This is a genomic window from Antarctobacter sp. (assembly GCF_034670325.1).
GTDB lineage: Bacteria > Pseudomonadota > Alphaproteobacteria > Rhodobacterales > Rhodobacteraceae > Antarctobacter.
In genome coordinates, this window is record NZ_JAXMNR010000001.1 from 479,321 (window position 1) to 495,889 (window position 16,569).

Sequence of the window (16,569 nt, forward strand, 5' to 3'; positions counted from 1 at the left end):
GCGCTAGCCCTACCAAAACGCCCGCCACCTCAGGAGCCGCCAATGACCGATCCGGTCGACCTCACCGCCCGCCTTGTGCAATGCCCCTCTGTCACACCCGAAGAGGGCGGCGCGCTGATCCTGCTGCATGAACTGCTGGATAACGCGGGATTCACCTGCTTCCGCGTCGACCGGGGCGGCATCTGCAACCTGTTTGCCCGCTGGGGCGACAAGGGCCACGCCCGCACCTTTGGCTTTAACGGCCACACCGATGTGGTCCCCATCGGCAACCGCGACGACTGGACCTTTGATCCCTTCGGCGCGGAAATCGACGATGGCTATCTCTACGGGCGCGGATCGACCGACATGAAATCCGGCGTCGCCGCCTTTGCCGCCGCCGCTATCGACTTTGTCCGCGACACACCGCCCGACGGGGCCGTGATCCTTGCCATCACCGGCGACGAAGAGGGCGACGCCGTGGACGGCACCACCGCCCTGCTGGACTGGATGGCCGCGACCGGCGAACAGATGACCGACTGTCTGGTCGGAGAGCCGACCTCCCCCGACCACATGGGCCAGATGATCAAGATCGGGCGGCGCGGGTCGCTGTCGGCGTGGTTCACCGTGACCGGCAAACAGGGTCATTCCGCCTATCCGCACCGCGCGCTGAACCCGATGCCCGCAATGGCCCGCCTGATGGACCGCCTCGCCAGTCACACGCTGGACGAGGGCACCGACCATTTTGATCCCTCGACGCTGGCGGTTGTGACCATCGACACCGGCAACCCCGCCACCAACGTGATCCCGGCGCAAACCCGCGCCACCGTGAACATTCGCTTCAATGACACCCACACCGGCGCGGCCCTGTCGGACTGGCTGCGCGCCGAGGCGGCCAAGGTGGACGCCGAATACGGCACCACAACAGAGGTGCAGATCAAGATTTCGGGCGAAAGCTTTCTCACCCCGCCCGGCCCGCTGTCCGATCTGGTCTCACGCGCCGTCGCACTGGAAACCAACATCACGCCGGAACTGTCCACCACCGGCGGCACATCCGACGCGCGCTTTGTCAAAGACCACTGCCCGGTGGTGGAATTTGGCCTTGTGGGCAAACGGATGCACGCGGTCGACGAACGGGTCGAAATCGCCCATGTGCATCAGCTCAAGGCGATCTATACCCGCATCCTTCAGGATTATTTCGCATGATCCGGATCGAACAGACCACCGACCTTGCCACCTGTCACGCGCTGCGGCGCGCCGTGTTTATCGACGAACAGGGCATTCCAGAGGCAGATGAATGGGATGACTTGGACGCGCAGTCGGTGCATCTGCTGGCCTATGTCGATGACACCCCGCTTGGCACCGCCCGCCTGCGGCAGCTGGGCGAAGAAGGCCGCATTGGACGGGTCTGCGTGCTGTCACAGGCGAGCGGCACCGGCCTTGGCGCGGCGCTGGTGCGGTTCGGGGTAGACTGGTTCAGGGGCCAGCCCGGCGTGACCTCTGTCGTGCTGGGCGCACAAAGCCACGCGCTGCCGTTCTACGAGAAACTCGGCTTTGCCGCCTTTGGCCCGGTCTATGACGACGCGGGCATCCCGCATCAGGACATGCGGGCGCAGGTGTGAAACCCACCCTGATCGTCATGGTCAAGGAACCACGCCCCGGTCGGGTGAAAACCCGGCTGGCGCGCGACATCGGCACCGTCGCCGCCGCGTGGTGGTTCCGCCACCAAACCGCACGCTTGCTGCGCCGCCTGCGCGATCCGCGCTGGCATCTGGTGCTGGCGGTCAGCCCCGACCGCGCGGCGCTTGCCAGCCGCGTGTGGCCTGCTGATCTGCCGCGCGTGGCCCAGGGCGGCGGCAATCTGGGTGACCGCATGGCCCGCGCCATGCGCGCCACCGCCCCCGGCCCGGTCTGCGTCATCGGCGCGGACATTCCCGCCGTCACCCGGCCCGCCATCTGGCGCGCCTTTCGCGCATTAGGTGGGGCCGACGCGGTTTTTGGCCCGGCAGAGGATGGCGGTTACTGGCTGGTCGGATCACGCAACGCGGCCCAAGTCCCCGCCACGCTGTTCGACGGCGTACGCTGGTCCACCAAACACGCGCTGGCGGACACAATCGCCTCGATCCCCGACGCACGCATCGCGCTTGTGGACAGGCTTCGGGATGTGGACACCGCCACCGACCTGCACCGCGCCGGATCGCCGGGGGCGCAAAATCGTGCGGAAATCCACCGCTGACCTTCCGTCCGCGAAACGTCAAAGTGTTGACGAATGGTAAAAACGCCTCTGTAACCCATTGATTTATAACACCCGCAACGCTGTCCACGCGTGGACACCACTTTTGGCCCTTCTGCGGAATCGACATGACGCCGCCACACGCCCGTGCTACCTCATCCCCATGAGCCAGATGCCCACCAAGGCGGATGTCCTCGACTGGATCTCCGCGAACCCGACCCTCACCTCGAAACGTGACATCGCCAAGGCCTTTGGCATCAAGGGGGCTGACCGCATCGATCTCAAGCGCATCCTCCGCGAGCTTGAGGACGAGGGCCACCTTGAAAAGCGCCACAAGACCTACCGCGACCCCGACCGCCTGCCGCCCGTCAGCGTGCTGCAGATCAAGGCCCCCGACGCCAATGGCGACCTCTTCGCCCGCCCGCTGGAATGGCACGGCGAAGGCGTGGAACCCATCGTCCTGATCATCGCCCGCGCCAGCGACCCCGCGCTGGGCGAAGGCGACCGCATCCTCGCCCGCCTGCAGGTGGTCCACCACGCCGATCACAACTACGAGGCCCGCCTGATCCGCCGCATCGGCACCGCACCGCGCCGCGTCGTGGGGATCTTTCGCAAGGGGGCCGAGGGCGGACGCATCCTGCCCCTCGACAAAGGCGCGGACAAGGAATGGATGGTGGCCCCCGATGCCACCGGCGGCGCGCAAGAGGGCGAACTGGTCGAGGCCGAACAGGCAGGCCCCGCGCGCGGCCGCCTGGGCCTGCCCAAGGCGCGGATCGTGCTGCGGCTGGGCGACCCGACCGCACCGCGCGCCGTGTCCCTCATCGCGATCCATCAGCACGGCATCCCCGACGACTTCCCCGAAGACGTGATCGCCGAGGCCGACGGGATGAAGCCCGCAGGCCTCAAGGGCCGCAAGGACCTGCGCGAACTGCCGTTGATCACCATCGATCCATCCGACGCCCGCGACCACGACGACGCCGTCTTTGCCGAACCGGACGAGGACCCGCAGAACGCGGGCGGTCATATCCTTTGGGTCGCTATCGCCGATGTGGCCCATTACGTCACCCCAGGCTCTGCTCTGGACCGCGAGGCAAAGGCCCGCGGCAACTCCTCCTATTTTCCCGACCGGGTTGTGCCGATGCTGCCCGACCGGCTGTCGGGCGACCTGTGTTCGCTGCACGAAGGCGTGCCGCGCGCCTGTATCGCCGCCCGAATCCGCATCGACGCCGAGGGCAACAAGCTGGGTCAAAGGTTCTATCGCGGCCTCATGCGCTCACCCGCCTCGCTGAGTTACGCGGAGGTGCAGGAGGCCATCGACGGCACCCCAAACGACAAATGTGGCCCGCTGCTGGAGCCGGTCTTGCAACCGCTCTACGCCGCCTATGCGGCACTGCGGTCCGCGCGTGAACGGCGCCAGCCGCTCGACCTCGACCTGCCGGAACGCAAGATCAAGCTGGATGACGACGGCAATGTCACATCGGTCGATTTTGCAGACCGTCTGGACGCGCACAAGCTGATCGAGGAATTCATGGTGCTGGCGAATGTCGCCGCCGCCGAAACCCTGATCGCCAAGGACACGCCGCTGCTGTTCCGCGTCCACGAGGAACCGCCCGTCGACAAACTGGAAACGCTGCGTGACACCGCAGAGGCCGCTGGTCTGACGCTGGCCAAGGGGCAGGTGCTGAAAACCCGCCATCTGAACCAGCTGTTGCATCAGGCCGCCAAGACCGGCGAGGCGGAACTGATCAACATCGCCACCCTGCGGTCGATGACGCAGGCCTACTACAGCCCCAAGAACTTTGGCCATTTCGGGCTCGCGCTGCAAAACTATGCGCATTTCACCTCTCCCATCCGGCGCTATTCGGACCTGATCGTGCACCGCGCCCTGATCAGCGCGCACAAATGGGACGACGATGGCCTGAGCGTGCAGGACATTGATCGGCTGGACGCCACCGCGCAGCACATCAGCGATACGGAACGCCGGTCGATGATGGCCGAACGCGACACGACCGACCGCTATCTGGCGGCCTACCTGTCAGATCGGGTGGGGGCGGAATTCACCGGACGGGTGTCGGGCATCGCCAAGTTCGGCCTTTTCGTCAAACTGGACGAAACCGGCGCTGACGGTCTGGTGCCCATCGGTACGCTGGGCAACGAGTATTTCCACTTTGACCGCGACGCAGGCACGCTTATGGGCGGCAGCACCGGGCGGATCATCGGTCTGGGGATGCGCGCGCGAGTGAAACTGGTCGAGGCCGCGCCCGTGACCGGTGGCATTGCCTTTGAACTGCTGGAACTCGACGATGAGGAATACCAGAGCGTGCAGGGCGGGCGTCAGGCGCGCGGACGCGGGCGTGGCAAGCCGGGGACCTCGCCCCGCCGCAAACTGGCCAAGGCCAAGGCCAAGGACGCCAAGACCAAGCGTAAGGTGACGCGGCAGCGACGGGAAAAGAACTGAACCGTTGCAAATGTGACCTGACACGCTGCGGACCGGTTTTCGCGGTCGATTTTTGGGTGAGGCCGCGAACAGTTGGCAAAGGTTCTGGTCCAACCGCTGTGGCGCACGGGTCAGGTGCGGCAGGAAACCGCGAACCGAGCGTGTTCCGACTTCGCAAGCCGCCTTGCCCGCGTTAATCTGCTGTAAAACAAAAGAGCAGCAGGATCGTAACCATGATGTGTCGCGCGTTTTCCGGGCTGATCGCCCTGCTTCTGACGGCCAATGCGGCCGCGGCAGAGGCGGTGGACACCTCGTTGCGCCCGGTGGCCCGGGGTGAGACGCGCCTGACGCCCGCAGATCCCCCGCCCGAGGTAGAGGAAGAGGTGGTCGCCCGCGCGGCCACCCTGACAACCAGCGCGCTGGCCCCGACGCTGTCGCTGCGCCCGACGCTGCGCCCCGCAGGCGTCAAGGTGGAGGCCCTGTTTTCGAAAGAGATCACCGGCACGCAGGCCGGTTTCCGCGCCTGGGTCAAAGACTTTCGCCCCCGCGCGCTGGAACAGGGCATCCGCGCCGAAACCTTTGATCGGGCGTTCAAAGGCGTCGATTTCAACCGCAAGGTGGTGGAACGTGACCGTAACCAGTCTGAGTTCACCAAGACGATCTGGGTGTACCTCGACAGTGCCGCCTCGGACGCGCGGGTGCGCAACGGCAAGGCGGCCCTGCGCAAGAACGCCAAGCTGCTGGACCGGATCGAGGCGGATTACGGCGTCCAGAAAGAGATCGTCGTGGCGATTTGGGGGCTGGAGTCGGCCTATGGCACCTTTCGCGGGTCGACCCCGGTGATTCAGAGCATGGCGAGCCTTGCCTACGACGCGCGACGTGGGGAATTCTTTGAGGAGCAGCTGATCGACGCGCTGAAGATCCTGCAACAGGGCGACACGACACCGGACAAGCTGCAAGGATCATGGGCCGGGGCCATGGGTCACACGCAGTTCATGCCTGGCTCTTTCCAGCGGCTTGCCGTCGATCACAACGGCGACGGGCGGCGCAACATCTGGGACGACGATCCCGCCGACGCGCTGGCCTCGACCGCGAATTACCTGAAATCGAACGGCTGGAAAACCGGCGTGCCCTGGGGTGTCGAGGTGACGCTGCCAAAGGGATTCGACTACCTTGAGGCCAAGCGGGAAGTCACCCGGCTGCCCTCGGCCTGGGCGCGCAAAGGGGTGGTCGGACTGGACGGCCAGCCGGTCAAGGACTTTGGTCCCGCCTCTGTGCTGCTGCCGGCCGGGCATCAGGGGGCTGCGTTCCTGATTTTCGACAATTTCGAGGTGATCGAGACCTATAATACCGCCGACGCCTACGTGATCGGGGTTGGCCATCTGGCCGACCGGATTGCAGGCGGCGCGCCGATCAAGGGAAGCTGGCCACGCGCGGACCGGGCGCTGACTTTTGAAGAGCGGGTTGAGCTGCAAAAACGTCTGACCGCCGCTGGTTTTGACACCGAAGGGATCGACGCAAAGATCGGCCCGCTTACCGTCGAGGCGGTACGCAATTTTCAGCGGTCCAAGGGGCTTGTGCCGGACGGCTATGCCTCACCTGCCATCCTGAAGCGGCTGCGATAAGTCGTTCGCCGTGCCTGCGGCCCGGCGATCCGGCGGGGGGCGCTGCCCCCCGGACCCCCCGGGATATTTTTGGACAGAAGAAACCGGCACGCTCGCGCCACTCAGGGGAGCGGAAAGCCCCGCTCTTTGCAGGGGCCCCCGACAAGGCATTTGTGAACCCGGTCCAGATCCTCACGCCGCGGATTGATATACAGCCAGTTGCCGCAGGGGTCCGCCTGCACCACACGTTTGCCGCCCTCATGTTTGATGAAGGCAAGGTAGCGCGCGCCGCTTTTGGGGCTGGCGCACCACGGGCCAAAGCAGAGCACCCGCAGGGTTACATTTGCCTGAAACACCGTGTTGTACCCGCTGGGGTCCAGCGCGTGGCCTACCATCGTCGCCCGCAGATCGGTCTGCGGCGGCACGGCGTCCTGACGGTTCCAGTCAACCTTGGGCACGCGCCCCTCGTCGAAGTCCAGCCGCCCAACCGCGATGCCCCATCGGGCATCATCCGCCTCCGCCGCCTGGAAGTCCCGCACCGGGTCCGGCGGCAGGCAGGACAGCGCCAGTGCCGGGTTTGCCAGAAAGGTCAGCGCAAAAGCCAGCCAGCGCATCACAGATGTCCCCGGAACGCGTCAATCACCCGTTCGTAGACCGTGCGTTTGAACGGGACGATCTGCGAGACAACCTCATCTGCAGGCAGCCAGCACCATTCGGAAAACTCCTGATGGTCGTCCGCGTCCAGCCGCACCTGATCATCGGTCCCGTGAAAGCGCAGCAGGAACCATTTCTGTTCCTGCCCCTTGTAGCGGCCTTTCCAGATCCTTGGCACGATCTCATGCGGCAGGTCGTAGGCGATCCAGCCGTCGGTCTCGGCCTCGACGGTGACCAGATCGCGGGACACGCCTGTTTCCTCTTCGAGTTCGCGCAGCGCGGCCTCTTGCGGGTCTTCGCCCTTGTCGATCCCGCCTTGCGGCATCTGCCATGCCGGGATCTCACTGTCGATCCGTTGGCCGACAAAGGCATGGCCGTCGGCGTTGACCAGCATGACGCCAACATTGCGGCGGTATGGCAGGGCGGCGATCTCTTGCGGTGTCATGGCGGGCCTTGTCGGGTTGATCTGAGTGAAAGCTAGCGCAGGGGCGCGTTGTTCGAAACCCCACTTCGGGGCGCACGTAACGCGTCCAGCGGCGCGCGTCCGCCCCCCCCCCTGCGGGCAAAGCAAAACCGGCGACCCAAGGGGCCGCCGGTTTCCAGATGTTCTGAGATGTCGCCTCAGTCCTTTGGGCCCAGTGCGGCAAGGCCTTTGAGGATGTCGATGGCGTAGGCCAACTGGTAATCCTCTTCGCGCAGCTTGGCAGCGGCCTCTGCCTTGGCCCGGTCGGCCTCAATCTGTTCGATCTCCTCAGGCGTCAGCGAATCGTTGTCGAGGCTGCCGCGCAGGTCCGCTTCGGAGCGGCGGAAAGGGTTCGCCGGTTCCTCTTCAACCTCTGCGTTGGGGTCGCGGCGGGGCTGTTCGACCACGATATCGGGCGAGACGCCCAGCGCCTGAATCGACCGGCCCGAGGGCGTGTAGTAGCGCGAGGTGGTCAAGCGCATCGCACCATTGCCACGCAGCGGCATCACCGTCTGGACAGAGCCTTTCCCGAAGGATTTCGTACCCACGACGATGGCGCGGCGATGATCCTGCAACGCACCTGCGACAATCTCGGAGGCCGAGGCAGAGCCACCGTTGATCAGCACCACCAGCGGCTTGCCCTGTGCCAGATCGCCCGGCTGGGCATTGTACCTGTCGCCATCGGCCGGATCGCGGCCCCGGGTCGACACGATCTCACCTTTGTCAAGGAACGCATCCGACACCATGATCGCCTGATTCAGCAGACCGCCAGGGTTGTTGCGCAGATCGACGACAAAGCCGTTGACCTTGTCGATCCCGCCCGCTTCTTCGACCTGCTTGGCCAGTCCGTCCGCAAGGTTGGGAAAGGTCTGATCGTTGAAGGTGGTGATCCGCAGCACCACGGTCTCACCCTCTGTCCGCGAGCGGACGGCGGTCAGCTTGATGGTGTCGCGGATGATCGAGACGTCAAAAGGCTCATCGACGCCTTCGCGCACCACGGTGATCACGATCTCAGAGCCGACCGGCCCGCGCATCATGTCCACGGCTTCGTCCAATGTCAGGCCCAGCACGCTTTCGCCATCGACGTGGGTGATGAAATCGCCCGCTTCCATGCCTGCCGCGTCCGCCGGGGTGCCGTCCATCGGCGAGACCACTTTGACGAAACCGTCTTCCTGCGTGACCTCGATGCCCAGACCGCCGAATTCACCCCGTGTCTGCACGCGCATGTCGGCGGCATCATCGGGGGCCAGATAGCCCGAGTGCGGATCAAGCGAGGTCAGCATCCCGTTGATCGCCGCCTCGATCAGGTCCTTTTCATCGACTTCCTCGACGTATTGCGCGCGAATACGCTCAAAGATATCGCCGAACAGGTCGAGCTGCTCATAGACGCTTTGCGGGCGGGCCCCTTCCTGCGCCAGCAGCGGCCCCACCAATTGGGTGGTCGCCACGACGGACGCCAGAGTGCCGCCCACCGCGGCCATCACGAATTTCTTCATACCTCAATCATCCCTTGTCGGTTGTGAACCACCGCAGTGGATCTTCGGGCACGTCGCCCTCTCTGACCTCTATATAGAGCGTTTCGGACCGGCCTGCGCCAGCCCCCTCACCTGAAGGTGACATATTATTGCCTGCCGCCCCTCCCATCAGCCCGACCGGTGACCCGCCGGGCAGGACCTGACCGATTTCGCCAAATGTCGTATCCAGTCCGGCCAGAACAAACATCAGGTCGGCCTGCGGTTCAAGGATCACGACAAGACCGTAGTCCAGCAGCGGGCCGGCATAACGGATCGTCGCGGCGGTGGGCGTTGTGACCAACGCACCGGGGCGCGTGGCCAGAACGATCCCGGGGCGCGACACACCGGCGGCATCGCGGTCCCCCGCCTCATGCAGGACCACCCCCCGTACCGGCAGCGGCAGCGTGCCTTTGCGGTCCTCGATCGGCGGCAACGGTGGCGCGCCATCGTCCTCGGAGATTTCCGCCAGACCAGAGGCAAATCCCTGAAGGGTCTCGGTCGCCGAAATCAGGATCGCGGTGCGGATCGGATCGTCGGTATAGCGGCGCGGCAGGTCGGTTCGGTCTGCAATGGCCTGGCTCAGCGCGGTGCGGGCGGCCTGTACGCCGGTCAGCCCTTCTTGCAGCGTGTCGGCAGCGTTCTGTTGCAAGGCGCGCAAGGCGGTGACCTCTTCAAGGTCGGCGCGCAGGGTGGCGGCCTTGTCGGCCAGCCCCGGCGTGACAGAGGCCACCAACATGCCAGAGCGCGCCGCGCCCAGCGGCCCCCTGGGATGGACAAGCGTGCGCGCGGCGGCCCTGTCCCCCACGGCCATAAGCGCCCCCAGCAAGCGGGCCACCTCGGCCTCTTGCGCGGCCAGCTTGCGGCTGAGTTCGGTTTCTCGGATCGTCGCGGCGCGCAGACCTTCGCGCATCGCCGCCATGCCGTCCTCATAGGCGCGGACCGTGTCGGTCAGCGCCGCCACGCGGTCCTGTGCTTCTTCGGCCGTGCCCAGCAGGACAGAGGCCGCCTCCAACGCCTCTGCCGCGGCACGCGCCTGCGCCCCCGCGTCCTGTGCGGTCAACGGTGCAGCCCATAGCCCAAGGATCAGCGCAAGGCGTTTCACTTGATCAGGCTCACCCCGGTCATTTCTTCGGGCTGCGGCAGCTCCATCAATTGCAGAAGCGTCGGCGCAACATCCGCCAGCCGTCCGTCCCGCAGCGCCGTGCCGTCGGGCGCACCGAACAGGACCACCGGCACAAGGTTGGTGGTATGCGCTGTGTGCGGCCCGCCGGTTTCGGGGTCCACCATGGTTTCGCAGTTGCCGTGATCGGCGATGACCAGCAGCGCGCCGCCGGTCTGTTCCAGCTTGGCCACCACCTGCCCCAGCCCTGCATCCACCGCCTCGCAGGCCTTCATCGCGGCCTGTAGATCACCGGTATGACCGACCATGTCGGGGTTGGCGTAGTTGACAACGATCAGGTCATAGCCGTGGTCGATGGCCTCAAGGAATTTCTCCGTCACCTCACCCGCCGACATCTCTGGCTGCATGTCATAGGTCGCCACCTTTGGCGACTTGGGCATAAAGCGGTCCTCATGCGGCTCCGGCGTTTCCTTGCCTCCGTTCAGGAAGAAGGTGACATGCGGATATTTCTCTGTCTCCGCCAGCCGGAACTGCGTCTTGCCCTGCTTCGCCACCCATTCGCCCAACGTGTTGACGATGGTCTGCTTGGGATAGGCGGTGGTCATGTAGGCGGCGTGTTCCTTGGAGTAGTCGACCATGCCCAGCAGCGCCGAGAGGTCCTTTTTCTTACGCGTGAAGCCGTCAAATTCCGGCGCGCCGATGGCGGTAAGGATCTCACGCGCGCGATCGGCGCGGAAGTTGAGGAAAAAGATGCCATCATCGGGCGCGACGCCTTTATAGCCATCGACAACGAAGGGCAGGATAAATTCGTCCGCCTTGTCGTCGGCATAGCTGGCCTTGATCCCGGTCACGGCGTCGGGCTGGGCGGGGGCGTCGCCCTCGACCATGCTGCGATAGGCTTTCTCAACCCGCTCCCACCTGTTGTCGCGGTCCATCGCATAATAACGCCCCGTGACGCTGGCGATGCTTGCGCCTTCGGGAAGGGCGGCCTCAAAGGCGGCAACCTGCTCTGCGGCAGAGGTGGGGGCCACGTCGCGGCCATCGGTGATGACGTGGACGGCCACCCGCAACCCCTGGTCGGTCAGCGCCTTGGCGGCGGCAAGGGCGTGGCTGCTATGGGAATGAACCCCGCCGTCCGAGGTCAGCCCCATAATGTGCGCCGTCCCGTCCGCCTGTTTCACCGTCTGGGCAAAGCTGAAGATGGCCTTGTTCTGAAAGAACGACCCATCCTCGATGGCGAGGTCGATCTGGCCGAGGTCCATGGCAACCACCCGGCCCGCGCCGATATTGGTGTGGCCCACCTCGGAGTTGCCCATCTGGCCGGTGGGCAGGCCGACGTCGGGGCCGTGGGTGATCAGCGTGGCATGCGGGCAGGTCGCGGTGAGGCGGTCCATCGTGGGGGTATTGGCCAGCTTGGGGGCGTTGTTGGCCGCGTCCTCGCGCAGGCCCCAGCCGTCGAGAATGGTGAGGATGACGGGTTTCATGGGATGGCCCTCCGGAAATGCTGCTGGGATCGGTTTAGCAGCGCGGCGATCAGATGTGGAGAGGGATAACATCCCGGCTGTCCACGCGTGGACAAGGGCGCGCACACGCAAAATCAATGGGTTACAGAGACGAATTTACAAAGCGTTAGGATTTGGGCGGCGATTTGCCACCCGGCATTGGTGGATTTCACCGGTTTCGTTGATAGTCTGGCAGCGGTCACCGGCCGACGCCAGACCATCCGATTTTCCAAAGACCCGCAACAGGACCGTTTGATGGAGACGCGCAAACCGATCCCGCTGATCGTGACCGGGCTGATCGCGCTGCTGTTGCTTGTGCTGGTGGCGCTGATCTACAGCGCCTCGACCCGCGCCGCGCGGTTTGAGCGGGACGGGGTGGACACGACAGCGGTCTTTGTGTCCGGGCGCACGCAGCGGACCAACACGCAACCGGACAAGCCGCCCCGCCTTCGGTATTTCGCCACGGTCCGGTTTGAGGCAGCAGGGCGCAGGATGACGGTGGAGACGCAGGTCACGCGGGATTTCCTGAGGTCGGTGGAGCCGGGCGCGCGCATACCGCTGCGCTATTTGCCAGACGATCCCGAGTCCGTCTTGGTGGACCCGCTGTTCGAAAGCCGGAGCATGGCGCTGGCGTGGATGTTCCTGCTGTTCTTTGCCGGATGCTTGATCGTGCCGATGGTGCCGCGCTGGCGAAAGGCCCGACGGGTGGAGAGTGCAGCGCCGGAACCGCGCGTCCGACCCAAGGCCGGTCCCTTGCCGCGATGGGTGCGGGTGGTGTCGGTGATCCTGATGATCTGTGCAGCGGTGTCGTTCTTTACCCTGTCGATCTGGCTGCGCTACGCGGTCGAGGCATGGGCCTTGCCGCATATTGGATGGGTGAGTTTGCCATTGGCAATGGCGTCGATGTTGGTGCCGCCGGTGGGGTTTGGCGTGGCGAATTTGGCGATGATCTGGGGGGTGCAGAGGTTTCGGCGGGAGGCGGGGTGAACCCCGCCCTACGGAGGGAGCAAGGAGCCGAGTGCGCGCCTGCCCGTCTCGCCTTTGGCATCGCCATTCGCTTGGTGTGGCCGCCATCATTTGAAACCAAGTTTGGGTGTGGGAGCCAAGCATTCAGGGTGTTGGATCCCAAAATCAGATCTACTCTCCGAAACGGATTTCCCAAGCAATTTTCCTGGCCAAGAACACTGCCAGCACAAGCGCCGGAACACACAGCAAAGCAAGCACTAATATCGCGACGAGAGCAATTTCAGGCAAGGCAACAAAGAACCAGCCGTCACCCGTGAATACCAACACAAAGAGGAACAACACGTTTCCGATGAAATTGAGAATAAACGTTCGGCGGAGCATAGCCCGAACAACAGCGCGCTTAAACTGAGGCAGGGCGCGTTGGTTTCGGATCAATGCAGACGCCTCCCTGTAAGTCATGCGCTGTGCAAGAAGAAGTGCGACTATGGAAGTCAGAAGGAAACCGAGTAAGTGCACGCCTTGCCCTCCCTTTTGTTTCCCCCGACTTTAATACGTTACTAGGCAGGATAGTTAGTACCGCTTACCCCTGCAACGACTTCACCACCAACTCACCCTCTTCACGCTCTTTCATTGCCAGCGCGGCCGCATGGGCGCCCGCTGCAGTCGTGTAGTAGGGGATCTTGTCGTAGAGCGCGACAGAGCGGATTTCGCGGCTGTCGGCCACGGCGGCGGCGCCTTCGGTGGTGTTCATCACCAGTTGGATGCCGCCGTCCTTCATCAGGTCGACCACGTTGGGGCGGCCTTCGTAGACCTTTTTGACCAGTTCGCAGGTGATCCCGTGCGCCTCAAGGAAGCTGGCGGTGCCTTGGGTCGCCACGATGGTGAAGCCGAGGTCCACCAGAACCCGCGCGGTTTCGGCGATCTGGGGGGTCTTGTCGTCGTCCTTGATCGAAAAGAACACCGCGCCAGAGGTCGGCAGATCGTTGCCCGCGCCCATCTGCGCCTTGAGGAAGGCGCGCGGGAAGGAGCGGTCCCAGCCCATGACCTCCCCCGTCGAGCGCATTTCCGGGCCAAGGATCGTGTCGACGCCGGGGAAGCGGGCGAAGGGCAGCACCGCCTCTTTGACGCTGAACCACGGCATGTTGGGATCGGCCAGCGTCATCGGGTCGGCCATCGGCACATCGGTGTCGTAGTCGGTGTCTTCGGCATAGCCCGCGCGCAGCGGGAAGTTGGACAGCGGCTCTCCGGCCATGATGCGGGCGGCGATGGAGGCGATGGCGCTGTCGGTCGCCTTGGCGACGAAAGGCACGGTGCGGCTGGCCCTTGGGTTCACCTCGATCAGGTAGATCTCGCCGTCCTTGATCGCGAACTGCACGTTCATCAGGCCGACGACGTTCAATGCCTTGGCCAGCGCGTGGGCCTGCTCTTCGATCTGTTTCAGGATCGCCTTGTCCAGCGAATAGGGCGGCAGGGAACAGGCGGAGTCGCCCGAGTGCACGCCCGCCTCTTCGATGTGCTGCATGATGCCGGCGACGTGGACGTTTTGCCCGTCGCAGAGCGCGTCAACGTCCAGTTCCACGGCACCGGACAGGTAGCTGTCCAGCAGCACCGGGCTGTCGCCCGAGACCACAACCGCCTCTGAGATGTAGCGGCGCAGGTGGTCCATGTCGCGGACGATTTCCATCGCGCGGCCACCCAAGACGTAAGAGGGACGGATCACGAGGGGAAAGCCGATGTCCTCGGCGATGGCCAGCGCCTGCGCGTCGGTCGAGGCGATGCCGTTGCGCGGCTGTTTCAGGCCCAACTGGTTGACCAGCGCCTGAAAACGCTCGCGGTCTTCGGCAAGGTCGATGGCGTCGGGCGTGGTGCCGAGGATCGGGATGCCCTCTGCCTCTAGCGCGTTGGCGAGTTTCAGCGGGGTCTGGCCACCGAACTGGACGATGACGCCGTGCAGGGTGCCGTTTTCCAGCTCGACCCGCAGGATTTCCATGACGTGTTCAAAGGTCAGCGGCTCAAAGTACAACCGGTCCGAGGTGTCGTAGTCGGTCGACACGGTTTCGGGGTTGCAGTTGATCATGATGGTTTCATAGCCCGCGTCGGTCAGCGCAAAGCAGGCGTGGCAGCAGCAATAGTCAAACTCGATCCCCTGCCCGATGCGGTTGGGGCCACCGCCAAGGATGACCACCTTTTTGCGGTCAGAGGGGCGGGCCTCACATTCCACCTCGCCCATCATGGGCTCTTCGTAGGTGGAGTACATGTAGGGGGTTTGCGCCTCGAACTCGGCGGCGCAGGTGTCGATGCGTTTGAACACAGCCGTCACGCCCTGCGCGTGGCGGCGGCTGCGGACGTCCTTTTCGGCAAACCCGGTGAGTTTGGCGAGGCGGGCATCGGTAAAGCCCATCATCTTGAGCGTGCGCATGGCGTCCGCGTCCTGCGGCAGGCCGTTTGTGCGGATCTCGCCCTCGGCCTCGACGATCTCGCGGATGCGGGCAAGGAACCACGGGTCGAACATGGTGACGCCGTGGATTTCGTCGTCGGTCAGGCCGTGGCGCATGGCCTGCGCGATGGTGCGCATCCGGTCGGGGGTCTGCTGGCCGATGGCCTTGATGACGGCGGATTTGTCAGGCGCAAGGGTCCATGCATCGACGCCGACGCCGGGGATTTCGACCTCATCAAAACCGGTCAGGCCCGATTCCATCGAGGCGAGCGCCTTTTGCAGCGATTCGTGGATGGTGCGGCCGATGGCCATCGCCTCACCCACGGATTTCATCGCGGTGGTCAGATAGGGCTTGGAGCCGGGGAATTTCTCGAACGCGAATTTCGGGATCTTGGTGACAACATAGTCGATGGTCGGTTCAAAGCTGGCAGGCGTGACCTTGGTGATGTCATTGTCCAGCTCGTCCAGCGTGTAGCCCACGGCCAGCTTGGCCGCGATCTTGGCGATGGGAAAGCCCGTTGCCTTGGAGGCCAGCGCCGAGGAGCGCGACACACGCGGGTTCATCTCGATCACCACCATGCGGCCGTTTTCCGGGTTCACGGCCCACTGCACGTTGGAGCCACCGGTTTCCACGCCGATCTCACGCAGGACGGCAATCGAGCCGTTGCGCATGATCTGGTATTCTTTGTCGGTCAGCGTCAGGGCCGGGGCCACGGTCATCGAATCGCCGGTGTGGACGCCCATCGGATCGACGTTCTCAATCGCGCAGACGATGATCGCGTTGTCCGCCTTGTCGCGGACGACCTCCATTTCGAACTCTTTCCAGCCCAGCAGCGACTCGTCCACGAGGATCTGACCCACGGGTGAGGCATCCATGCCGGTGCGGCAGTAGTGGATGTAGTCCTCGCGGTTGTAGGCCACACCGCCGCCGGTGCCGCCAAGGGTAAAGGCGGGGCGGATGATGGCAGGCAGGCCGACATATTCCAGCGTTTCCAGCGCGATCGACACGCCGGCATCCAGATCGAACTTGCCTTTGGCGTTCTTGGGGGCGGTGACGATGGTGGCCTTGGGGTTCTCAAGGCCGATGCGGTCCATCGCCTCGCGGAACAGCTTGCGGTCCTCGGCCATCTCGATGGCGGCGCGCTTGGCCCCGATCATCTCGACGCCGAATTTCTCCAGTACGCCCATTTCCTCAAGCGCGAGCGAGGTGTTCAGGCCGGTCTGACCGCCCATCGTGGGCAGCAGCGCGTCGGGGCGCTCTTTCTCGATGATGCGGGCGACGACCTCTGGGGTGATCGGTTCGATATAGGTGGCGTCGGCCAGACCGGGGTCGGTCATGATCGTCGCCGGGTTCGAGTTCACGAGGATGACCCGGTAGCCCTCTTCGCGCAGCGCCTTGCAGGCCTGTGCGCCCGAGTAGTCGAATTCGCAGGCTTGCCCGATGATGATAGGGCCGGCTCCGATGATCATGATGGACTGGATGTCAGTTCTCTTGGGCATCGGGCGCTCCATTTTAGCCCCGGGATGCGGGGGTCGCGGGGGGTGTCACGTGGCAAATTGTCGGCGTTATACGCGGCGCGCCTTCGAGCGCAAGCCTCGAACGGGGTGGTACGCCGCAGCGTCGCACCTATCTGTGGCAGGCGACCAGAGCAAGGAGCGGCCC

13 protein-coding genes are annotated in these 16,569 nt (G+C 64.5%); 6 read left to right on the forward strand and 7 right to left on the reverse strand.

What is annotated here, in order from left to right:
• The first annotated feature begins 42 nt into the window (after positions 1-42).
• The 5 genes from dapE to VOI21_RS02440 all read left to right on the forward strand — a co-directional run bounded on the left by dapE (position 43) and on the right by VOI21_RS02440 (position 6,271).
• Entirely contained in the window at positions 43-1,182 is a 1,140-nt protein-coding gene (dapE, locus tag VOI21_RS02420) for a succinyl-diaminopimelate desuccinylase (protein ID WP_323767337.1), read from the forward strand.
• Positions 1,182-1,598 (forward strand): GNAT family N-acetyltransferase, encoded by a 417-nt coding sequence (locus VOI21_RS02425; RefSeq protein WP_323768404.1) that lies wholly within the window; start codon positions 1,182-1,184, stop codon positions 1,596-1,598. The genes dapE and VOI21_RS02425 overlap by 1 nt, the downstream gene beginning before the upstream one ends.
• On the forward strand, positions 1,595-2,212 hold the full coding sequence (locus VOI21_RS02430; protein ID WP_323767339.1) for a TIGR04282 family arsenosugar biosynthesis glycosyltransferase: 618 nt from the start codon (positions 1,595-1,597) through the stop codon (positions 2,210-2,212). The genes VOI21_RS02425 and VOI21_RS02430 overlap by 4 nt, the downstream gene beginning before the upstream one ends.
• Positions 2,213-2,372: 160 nt before the next feature.
• The gene (rnr, locus tag VOI21_RS02435; RefSeq protein WP_323767341.1) at positions 2,373-4,667 is read left to right on the forward strand and encodes a ribonuclease R; all 2,295 of its coding nucleotides are present in this window, start codon (positions 2,373-2,375) and stop codon (positions 4,665-4,667) included.
• 212 nt (positions 4,668-4,879) lie between these two features.
• Positions 4,880-6,271, forward strand: coding sequence for a lytic murein transglycosylase (locus VOI21_RS02440; protein ID WP_416358947.1), 1,392 nt, complete (start codon positions 4,880-4,882; stop codon positions 6,269-6,271).
• A 101-nt stretch (positions 6,272-6,372) separates the two neighbouring features.
• Here the strand turns inward: VOI21_RS02440 and VOI21_RS02445 are convergent, their stop codons facing one another.
• The 5 genes from VOI21_RS02445 to gpmI all read right to left on the reverse strand — a co-directional run bounded on the left by VOI21_RS02445 (position 6,373) and on the right by gpmI (position 11,485).
• On the reverse strand, positions 6,373-6,864 hold the full coding sequence (locus VOI21_RS02445; RefSeq protein WP_323767343.1) for a hypothetical protein: 492 nt from the start codon (positions 6,862-6,864) through the stop codon (positions 6,373-6,375).
• Positions 6,864-7,349 carry an RNA pyrophosphohydrolase gene (locus VOI21_RS02450; protein ID WP_323767346.1) on the reverse strand — a complete coding sequence of 162 codons (486 nt, stop codon included), beginning with the start codon at positions 7,347-7,349 and terminating at the stop codon, positions 6,864-6,866. The genes VOI21_RS02445 and VOI21_RS02450 overlap by 1 nt, the downstream gene beginning before the upstream one ends.
• A gap of 176 nt (positions 7,350-7,525) precedes the next feature.
• Positions 7,526-8,863 (reverse strand): S41 family peptidase, encoded by a 1,338-nt coding sequence (locus tag VOI21_RS02455; RefSeq protein ID WP_323767348.1) that lies wholly within the window; start codon positions 8,861-8,863, stop codon positions 7,526-7,528.
• Positions 8,864-8,870: 7 nt separating this feature from the next.
• The gene (locus tag VOI21_RS02460) at positions 8,871-9,983 is read right to left on the reverse strand and encodes a peptidase M23 (protein WP_323767350.1); all 1,113 of its coding nucleotides are present in this window, start codon (positions 9,981-9,983) and stop codon (positions 8,871-8,873) included.
• On the reverse strand, positions 9,980-11,485 hold the full coding sequence (gene gpmI, locus VOI21_RS02465) for a 2,3-bisphosphoglycerate-independent phosphoglycerate mutase (RefSeq protein WP_323767352.1): 1,506 nt from the start codon (positions 11,483-11,485) through the stop codon (positions 9,980-9,982). The genes VOI21_RS02460 and gpmI overlap by 4 nt, the downstream gene beginning before the upstream one ends.
• 273 nt (positions 11,486-11,758) lie before the next feature.
• On the opposite strand from gpmI, the gene VOI21_RS02470 reads away from it, so the two are divergent.
• Positions 11,759-12,490: a DUF3592 domain-containing protein gene (locus VOI21_RS02470; RefSeq protein WP_323767354.1), complete on the forward strand. Its 732-nt coding sequence runs from the start codon at positions 11,759-11,761 to the stop codon at positions 12,488-12,490.
• Between the two features lie 150 nt (positions 12,491-12,640).
• Here VOI21_RS02470 and VOI21_RS02475 read toward each other — a convergent pair whose 3' ends face one another.
• Positions 12,641-12,985 (reverse strand): hypothetical protein, encoded by a 345-nt coding sequence (locus VOI21_RS02475; protein ID WP_323767356.1) that lies wholly within the window; start codon positions 12,983-12,985, stop codon positions 12,641-12,643.
• Between the two features lie 64 nt (positions 12,986-13,049).
• Positions 13,050-16,406 (reverse strand): carbamoyl-phosphate synthase large subunit, encoded by a 3,357-nt coding sequence (carB, locus tag VOI21_RS02480; protein WP_323767358.1) that lies wholly within the window; start codon positions 16,404-16,406, stop codon positions 13,050-13,052.
• Between the last annotated feature and the right edge of the window lie 163 nt (positions 16,407-16,569).

What these genes read in the sequence shown, in the direction of transcription:
- dapE (WP_323767337.1), top strand. Translation starts at nt 43, where the DNA reads ATGACCGATCCGGTCGACCTCACCGCCCGCCTTGTGCAATGCCCCTCT.
- rnr (WP_323767341.1), top strand. Translation starts at nt 2,373, where the DNA reads ATGAGCCAGATGCCCACCAAGGCGGATGTCCTCGACTGGATCTCCGCG.
- VOI21_RS02440 (WP_416358947.1), top strand. Translation starts at nt 4,880, where the DNA reads ATGATGTGTCGCGCGTTTTCCGGGCTGATCGCCCTGCTTCTGACGGCC.
- VOI21_RS02445 (WP_323767343.1), bottom strand. Translation starts at nt 6,864, where the DNA reads ATGCGCTGGCTGGCTTTTGCGCTGACCTTTCTGGCAAACCCGGCACTG.
- VOI21_RS02450 (WP_323767346.1), bottom strand. Translation starts at nt 7,349, where the DNA reads ATGACACCGCAAGAGATCGCCGCCCTGCCATACCGCCGCAATGTTGGC.
- VOI21_RS02455 (WP_323767348.1), bottom strand. Translation starts at nt 8,863, where the DNA reads ATGAAGAAATTCGTGATGGCCGCGGTGGGCGGCACTCTGGCGTCCGTC.
- gpmI (WP_323767352.1), bottom strand. Translation starts at nt 11,485, where the DNA reads ATGAAACCCGTCATCCTCACCATTCTCGACGGCTGGGGCCTGCGCGAG.
- VOI21_RS02470 (WP_323767354.1), top strand. Translation starts at nt 11,759, where the DNA reads ATGGAGACGCGCAAACCGATCCCGCTGATCGTGACCGGGCTGATCGCG.
- carB (WP_323767358.1), bottom strand. Translation starts at nt 16,406, where the DNA reads ATGCCCAAGAGAACTGACATCCAGTCCATCATGATCATCGGAGCCGGC.